At 69.0% G+C, this 7,043-nt stretch carries 4 protein-coding genes; 2 read left to right on the top strand and 2 right to left on the bottom strand.

Going from position 1 to position 7,043, the window contains the following annotated elements; all coding sequences use genetic code 11:
• Nucleotides 1-55 precede the first annotated feature (55 nt).
• Both ACFVIM_RS30655 and ACFVIM_RS30650 read right to left on the bottom strand, forming a co-directional pair.
• On the bottom strand, nucleotides 56-1,021 hold the full coding sequence (locus tag ACFVIM_RS30655; RefSeq protein ID WP_384308229.1) for a Yip1 family protein: 966 nt from the start codon (nucleotides 1,019-1,021) through the stop codon (nucleotides 56-58).
• 226 nt (nucleotides 1,022-1,247) lie between these two features.
• Nucleotides 1,248-3,533 carry a heterodisulfide reductase-related iron-sulfur binding cluster gene (locus tag ACFVIM_RS30650; protein ID WP_384308227.1) on the bottom strand — a complete coding sequence of 762 codons (2,286 nt, stop codon included), beginning with the start codon at nucleotides 3,531-3,533 and terminating at the stop codon, nucleotides 1,248-1,250.
• 936 nt (nucleotides 3,534-4,469) lie between these two features.
• Between ACFVIM_RS30650 and dnaK the strand changes: the two genes are divergently transcribed.
• Together dnaK and grpE are read left to right on the top strand one after the other, a co-directional pair.
• The gene (gene dnaK / locus ACFVIM_RS30645) at nucleotides 4,470-6,323 is read left to right on the top strand and encodes a molecular chaperone DnaK (protein ID WP_384308224.1); all 1,854 of its coding nucleotides are present in this window, start codon (nucleotides 4,470-4,472) and stop codon (nucleotides 6,321-6,323) included.
• Complete coding sequence (gene grpE, locus ACFVIM_RS30640; protein WP_384308221.1) at nucleotides 6,320-7,006, top strand: nucleotide exchange factor GrpE; 687 nt, start codon at nucleotides 6,320-6,322, stop codon at nucleotides 7,004-7,006. The genes dnaK and grpE overlap by 4 nt, the downstream gene beginning before the upstream one ends.
• The last annotated feature ends 37 nt before the right edge of the window (nucleotides 7,007-7,043 follow it).

Here is a 7,043-nt window from a genome sequence, read left to right as displayed (position 1 = left end):
CCCTTGAGCGGATGCATCCGCTCAAGGGCCGCCGTTCACGTTTCCGCGCCGGCTGTCAGAGTGTGCCGAGCTTGATCAGCGAGAGCAGCGCGATCAGCTGGATCGCCGAGGCGCCCAGGGCCTTGGGCCAGGGCAGGTCATGGGACTTGCTGACCATCGAGGTGAACAGGGCGCCCGCGGCCAGCCAGGTGGCCCAGCCGACCAGTTGGACCAGGGAGTTCTCGCCGCCGAGGAACATGGCGAAGAGCAACCGGGGGGCGTCCGTGATCGCCATGATCAGCATGGAGAGCCCGACCGTGGGCTGCCAGGCGCCCGTGCCGCCGAGCTGGCGGGCGAGGGTGTGGGTGACGGCGCCGAGGATCGTGCCGCCGATCACGAAGGCGACCCCGGTGGTCAGGACATAGGGGATCGCCGACGAGAGCGTCGCGTTGATGGTCTCCTCGCGCGCCTGGTCGAAGCCGAAGATCGCCAGCATGCCGTAGAGGAGGGTGATGACCAGCGCGGGGCCCCACACCGCGTAGTCCCGCATCTGCCAGAACGTCGGCCCGGGGCGCATCACGATCCCGCTGAGCAGCGCCTTCCAGGGCAGCCGTGGACCGGGCGGGGGCGCCGGGGAGTTCCCGGCCTGGTAGGTCGAGCCGTCGGTGTACGGGTCGTCGACGGTGAACGCCTGGGTGTGCCCGGGGTTGTTCGCGTACGGGTCGTGCTGGCCCTGGTCGTAGCGCGGAGGCTGCGGGGGCTGGTGCGGGTGTCCGGGGTGCCCGGAATGTCCAGGGTGCCCGTGCGGCTGTCCCGGGTGGGGCGCGCCGGGGGCGTGGTGCCGCTGGTGCTGGTAGGGGTCGCCGAAGTACTCCGGCTCGCCGTGCGGGGGGTGCGGGGCGTTGTGGTTGGCGCCCGCGGGCGGCCAGCCCTGAGGTGCCGCCTGGGCGCCCTGGTAGGGCGGGGGTGCCTGCGGTGCCCGCTGCGGTTGCTGCTGCTGCCTGCGGTTGTCCCGGCCGCGTCCGATCCTGAATCCAGCCACGTATTCGAACGTACCCGGTCACACCGCGTGGAGTGGAGGGAGGGCGGGGGACGGGCGTCCTTTGCGGCCGAGCTGTGACATCCCCTAGGGGCCGGGACCCGGGGGATGGGGGCGGTGTCAGGGGGCGGGGGCGGTTCCGTACCGCCGTGGTGCGGAACGGGGGCGTACGGAAGAAGGGGTGGGTCCCGGCATGCCGTGCCGGGGCCCACCCCTTCCCGGGAGGGGGTTACTTCACGGGCTCGGGCTCCGGCTCGTTCTCCGGCTCCTCGGAGGGGCTCGGGTCCGACGGCGGTGTCCGCACCGAGTCGAGGAGGAGCTGGGCCACGTCGACGACCTGGAGGCTCTCCTTCGCGGTGCCGTCGTTCTTCTTGCCGTTGACCGAGTCGGTCAGCATCACCAGGCAGAAGGGGCAGGCCGTGGAGACGATGTCCGGGTTGAGGGAGAGGGCCTCGTCGACGCGCTCGGTGTTGATGCGCTTGCCGATGCGCTCCTCCATCCACATCCGCGCGCCGCCCGCGCCGCAGCAGAAGCCGCGCTCCTTGTGGCGGTGCATCTCCTGCTGGCGCAGGCCCGGCACGGCGGTCATGATCTCGCGCGGCGGCGTGTAGACCTTGTTGTGGCGGCCCAGGTAGCAGGGGTCGTGGTAGGTGATCAGGCCCTCGACCGGGGTGACCGGGGTCAGCCGGCCCTCGTCGATGAGGTGCTGGAGCAGCTGGGTGTGGTGGATGACCTCGAACGCGCCGCCGAGCTGCGGGTACTCGTTGGCGATGGTGTTGAAGCAGTGCGGGCAGGTCGCGACGATCTTCTTCGCGGACGCGGGCTTCTGGGTGGCGGGGTCCTCGTCGTCCTCGCCGAAGGCCATGTTGAGCATGGCCACGTTCTCCTGGCCGAGCTGCTGGAAGAGCGGCTCGTTGCCAAGGCGACGGGGCGAGTCACCGGTGCACTTCTCGTCCCCGCCCATGATCGCGAACTTCACGCCCGCGATGTGGAGCAGCTCGGCGAAGGCCTTGGTGGTCTTCTTGGCGCGGTCCTCCAGGGCGCCCGCGCAGCCGACCCAGTAGAGGTAGTCGACCTCGGTGAGGTCCTCGATGTCCTTGCCGACGATCGGGACCTCGAACGTGACGTCCTTGGTCCACTCGACCCGCTGCTTCTTCGCCAGCCCCCAGGGGTTGCCCTTCTTCTCCAGGTTCTTGAGCATCGTGCCCGCCTCCGAGGGGAACGCGGACTCGATCATCACCTGGTAGCGGCGCATGTCGACGATGTGGTCGATGTGCTCGATGTCGACGGGGCACTGCTCGACACAGGCGCCGCAGGTGGTGCAGGACCACAGCACGTCCGGGTCGATGACACCGTTCTCCTCGGCCGTGCCGATCAGGGGGCGCTCGGCCTCGGCGAGGGCCGTGGCCGGGACGTCCTTGAGCGCCTCCTCGGAGGCTTTCTCCTCGCCCTCCATGGTCGTGCCGCCGCCCGCGAGCAGATAGGGCGCCTTGGCGTGCGCGTGGTCGCGCAGCGACATGATCAGCAGCTTCGGGGAGAGCGGCTTGCCGGTGTTCCAGGCCGGGCACTGCGACTGGCAGCGGCCGCACTCGGTGCAGGTGGAGAAGTCGAGGATGCCCTTCCAGGAGAAGTGCTCGACCTGGGAGACGCCGAAGACGGTCTCCTCGCCGTCCTCGTCGTCGAAGACGGTCTCGAAGTCGATCTCCTTGCCGCCGGACGTCATCGGCTGGAGCGCGCCGAGCGCGGAGCCGCCCTCGGCGTCGCGCTTGAACCAGATGTTGGGGAAGCCGAGGAAGCGGTGCCAGGCGACACCCATGTTGGTGTTGAGGGAGACCGTGATCATCCAGATCAGCGAGACGGAGATCTTCACCATCGCGGTGACGTAGATCAGCGTCTGGAGCGTGGAAAGGCTCAGCCCCTCGAAGGCGAGGACCAGGGGGTACGAGACGAAGTACGCGGCCTCGTAGCCGTCGACGTGGTGGATCGCGCCCTCAAGGCCGCGCAGGACGAGGATGGCCAGACCGATGGTGAGGATGACGTACTCGACGAAGTACGCCTGCCAGGCCTTCGAGCCCGCGAAGCGGGACTTGCGGCCCGCGCGCGAGGGCAGGCTCAGCAGCCGGATCACCATCAGGGTCACGATGCCGAGGACCGTCATCACGCCGATGAACTCGATGTACATCTCGAACGGAAGGAAGCCGCCGAGCACCGGGAGCATGAAGTCGGCCTGGAAGAGCTGCCCGTACGCCTGGGCCAGCGTCGGCGGCAGGGTGAGGAAGCCGATCGCCACGAACCAGTGGGCGAAGCCGACGATGCCCCAGCGGTTCATCCGGGTGTGGCCGAGGAACTCCCTGGCCAGGGTGAGGCTGCGCTCCTTGGGGCGGTCGGTGCGGCGGCCGGCGGGCACGGGCTGGCCGAGCCGGACGAAGCGGTAGATCTGCGCGACGGCTCGGGCGATGAGCGCGACGCCGACCACGGTCAGGACCAGCGACACGATGATCGCGGCGAGTTGCATGGCGGGGCTCCTCGGGCCTGCGAGGGTGGGGACCGGTCAGCGCGGAGGCTGCGGTCGGATCTTTCTCCACGCTCGATTACTAAGCGGTAACTTACCCAGTCCGTCTGAGACTACCCACTCCCGGCGTCGCACGGTAAGCCGCGTGGCCGGTGATCTGTATCGCTCAGGCCACCCTGAGTGGCGAGCCTGCCGGAAGGCGTTCCCCCGGGTGCCACGCGCCCGTCATGTCACGTTCTCCGGTGCTGGTGGGGGCGGGGGCGGACGGCGCGGCCGGGGGTGCCGGGCCCGGTGTCGCCGGAGGGTGCTGTCCGGGGGCGGCTGCCGGAATCCCGCCCGCACCCTTCCCCGTGCGCCCGCTCCCGCCTCCCGGGCCGTCCGCTCTCCCCTCTTCTTCTCCTTCTGCTCCTCATGCTTCGCGCCTCCTCCTCTCCCGCTCGGGCTCCTCGCCCCGCCGGTCTTCCCCGTACGACCGTCCGCGCCGTCGCGAACAGGATCCGCAGATCCGTGCCGAGCCAGTGGCCTTGTACGTAGTCGAGGTCCAGGGGATCGCGCTCCTCCCAGGGAAGGCGCGACCGGGAAGCGGGTTGCCAGGGCCGCTCGGGCCGCTCGGGTGCGACCCCTCCAGGGCCGAGCCGGAAAAAGCCGAGCCGGAAAAGGGGGGAGGGCCATGGGTGCGCACCCCTTGTCCGGTGGAATGAGTTTTGATGCGTTATGAGGCTGATTGATGGGTATTGCGGGGGTGACTCTTCCAGATCGGGCCGAGGTGGGGCGGGAGGGCGCGCCCAGTGCCAGGTGGTGGATGGGCTGGTCAGGGGAGGGGTGCTGATAAGGGCTGGATAAAAGTTGAGTGGACTCGGCTCAGGTCTGTTGACGCGGAGGGAGGGGTCATGCATCCTTGAGTCAGTTCCACTCAAGTAGGTAGCTGGAGGATTTGACATGGCACGTGCGGTCGGCATCGACCTGGGCACGACTAACTCCGTCGTCAGCGTTCTGGAGGGCGGCGAGCCCACCGTCATCACCAACGCCGAGGGCGCCAGGACCACGCCGTCCGTCGTCGCCTTCGCCAAGAACGGCGAGGTGCTGGTCGGTGAGGTCGCCAAGCGCCAGGCGGTCACGAACGTCGACAGGACCATCCGGTCGGTCAAGCGCCACATGGGCACCGACTGGAAGATCGAGCTCGACGGCAAGAACTTCAACCCGCAGCAGATGAGCGCCTTCATCCTGCAGAAGCTGAAGCGTGACGCCGAGGCGTACCTGGGCGAGAAGGTCACCGACGCGGTGATCACCGTCCCGGCGTACTTCAACGACTCGGAGCGCCAGGCCACCAAGGAGGCCGGTGAGATCGCGGGCCTCAACGTGCTGCGCATCGTCAACGAGCCCACCGCGGCCGCCCTCGCCTACGGCCTGGACAAGGACGACCAGACGATCCTCGTCTTCGACCTCGGTGGCGGCACCTTCGACGTCTCGCTGCTGGAGATCGGCGACGGCGTCGTCGAGGTGAAGGCCACCAACGGTGACAACCACCTCGGTGGTGACGACTGGGACCAGCGCGTCGTCGACTACCTGGTCAAGCAGTTCCAGAACGGCCACGGCGTCGACCTGGCCAAGGACAAGATGGCCCTCCAGCGGCTGCGTGAGGCTGCCGAGAAGGCCAAGATCGAGCTGTCGTCCTCCACCGAGACGACCATCAACCTCCCGTACATCACGGCCTCCGCCGAGGGCCCGCTGCACCTGGACGAGAAGCTCACCCGGGCTCAGTTCCAGCAGCTGACGGCCGACCTCCTGGAGCGCTGCAAGACCCCGTTCAACAACGTCATCAAGGACGCGGGCATCGCCCTCTCCGAGATCGACCACGTGGTCCTGGTCGGCGGCTCCACCCGTATGCCCGCCGTCGCCGAGCTCGTCAAGGAGCTGACCGGCGGCAAGGAGGCCAACAAGGGTGTGAACCCGGACGAGGTCGTCGCCATCGGCGCCTCGCTCCAGGCCGGTGTCCTCAAGGGTGAGGTCAAGGACGTCCTGCTCCTCGACGTGACCCCGCTGTCCCTCGGTATCGAGACCAAGGGCGGCATCATGACCAAGCTCATCGAGCGGAACACGACGATCCCGACCAAGCGCTCGGAGATCTTCACCACCGCCGAGGACAACCAGCCGTCCGTGCAGATCCAGGTCTACCAGGGTGAGCGCGAGATCGCGGCGTACAACAAGAAGCTCGGCATGTTCGAGCTGACCGGTCTGCCCCCGGCCCCGCGTGGCGTCCCGCAGATCGAGGTCTCCTTCGACATCGACGCCAACGGCATCATGCACGTGACCGCGAAGGACCTGGGCACGGGCAAGGAGCAGAAGATGACCGTCACCGGCGGCTCCTCGCTGCCGAAGGACGAGGTCGACCGGATGCGCCAGGAGGCCGAGCAGTACGCGGACGAGGACCACCGCCGCCGCGAGGCCGCCGAGACCCGCAACCAGGGCGAGCAGCTCGTCTACCAGACGGAGAAGTTCCTCAAGGACAACGAGGACAAGGTCCCGGCCGAGGTGAAGACCGAGGTGGAGACCGCCGTCGCCGAGCTGAAGGAGAAGCTCAAGGGCGAGGACAGCGCCGAGATCCGCACGGCCACGGAGAAGGTCGCGGCCGTCTCCCAGAAGCTCGGCCAGGCGATGTACGCCGACGCGCAGGCGCCGTCCGCCGACGCCCCCCAGGGTGACGCGGGTGCCCAGCAGGCCAAGGCCGACGACGATGTCGTGGACGCCGAGATCGTCGACGACGAGAAGGACACCAAGGGTGGTGCCGCGTGACGGAGGAGACACCGGGGTTCGACGAGAAGGACGAGAACGGCAAGAACCCCTCCGTCCCCTCCGGCGACGCCACTGACGACGCCGCCGAGTCCGCCTCCTCCTCCGCGAAGGAGGGCGGGGCGGCCCCGGCAGGGGACGCGGCGAAGACCGTCGGTCTGACGGCCGAGCTGGACCAGGCCCGCAGCGCGCTCGCCGAGCGCACCGCGGACCTCCAGCGGCTCCAGGCCGAGTACCAGAACTACCGCCGTCGGGTGGAGCGGGACCGCGTCTCGGTCAAGGAGATCGCCACGGCGACCCTCCTGGCCGAACTGCTGCCCGTGCTCGACGACATCGGCCGGGCCCGTGAACACGGGGAACTGGTCGGCGGCTTCAAGTCGGTCGCCGAGTCGCTGGAGACCGCTGCCGCCAAGATGGGTCTCCAGCAGTTCGGCAAGGAGGGCGAGCCCTTCGACCCGACGATCCACGAGGCGCTGATGCACAGCTACGCGCCGGACGTCACCGAGACCACCTGCGTCGCGGTGCTCCAGCCGGGGTACCGGATCGGCGAGCGGACCATCCGGCCCGCACGGGTCGCGGTGGCCGAGCCCCAGCCGGGCGCGTCCTCGGCGTCCGGCAAGGACGCCAAGGACGCGAAGGACTCCACGGCGAACGACGAGGAGAGCGGTGGCCCGGACGAGGGCTGACGCGGTAAGGGCTACGGAAGGCGCCCCGGGGGTCACC

This window comes from Streptomyces sp. NPDC057638 (assembly GCF_042800315.1).
Lineage (GTDB): Bacteria > Actinomycetota > Actinomycetes > Streptomycetales > Streptomycetaceae > Streptomyces.
This window is presented reverse-complemented; position numbering and strand designations above follow the sequence as displayed.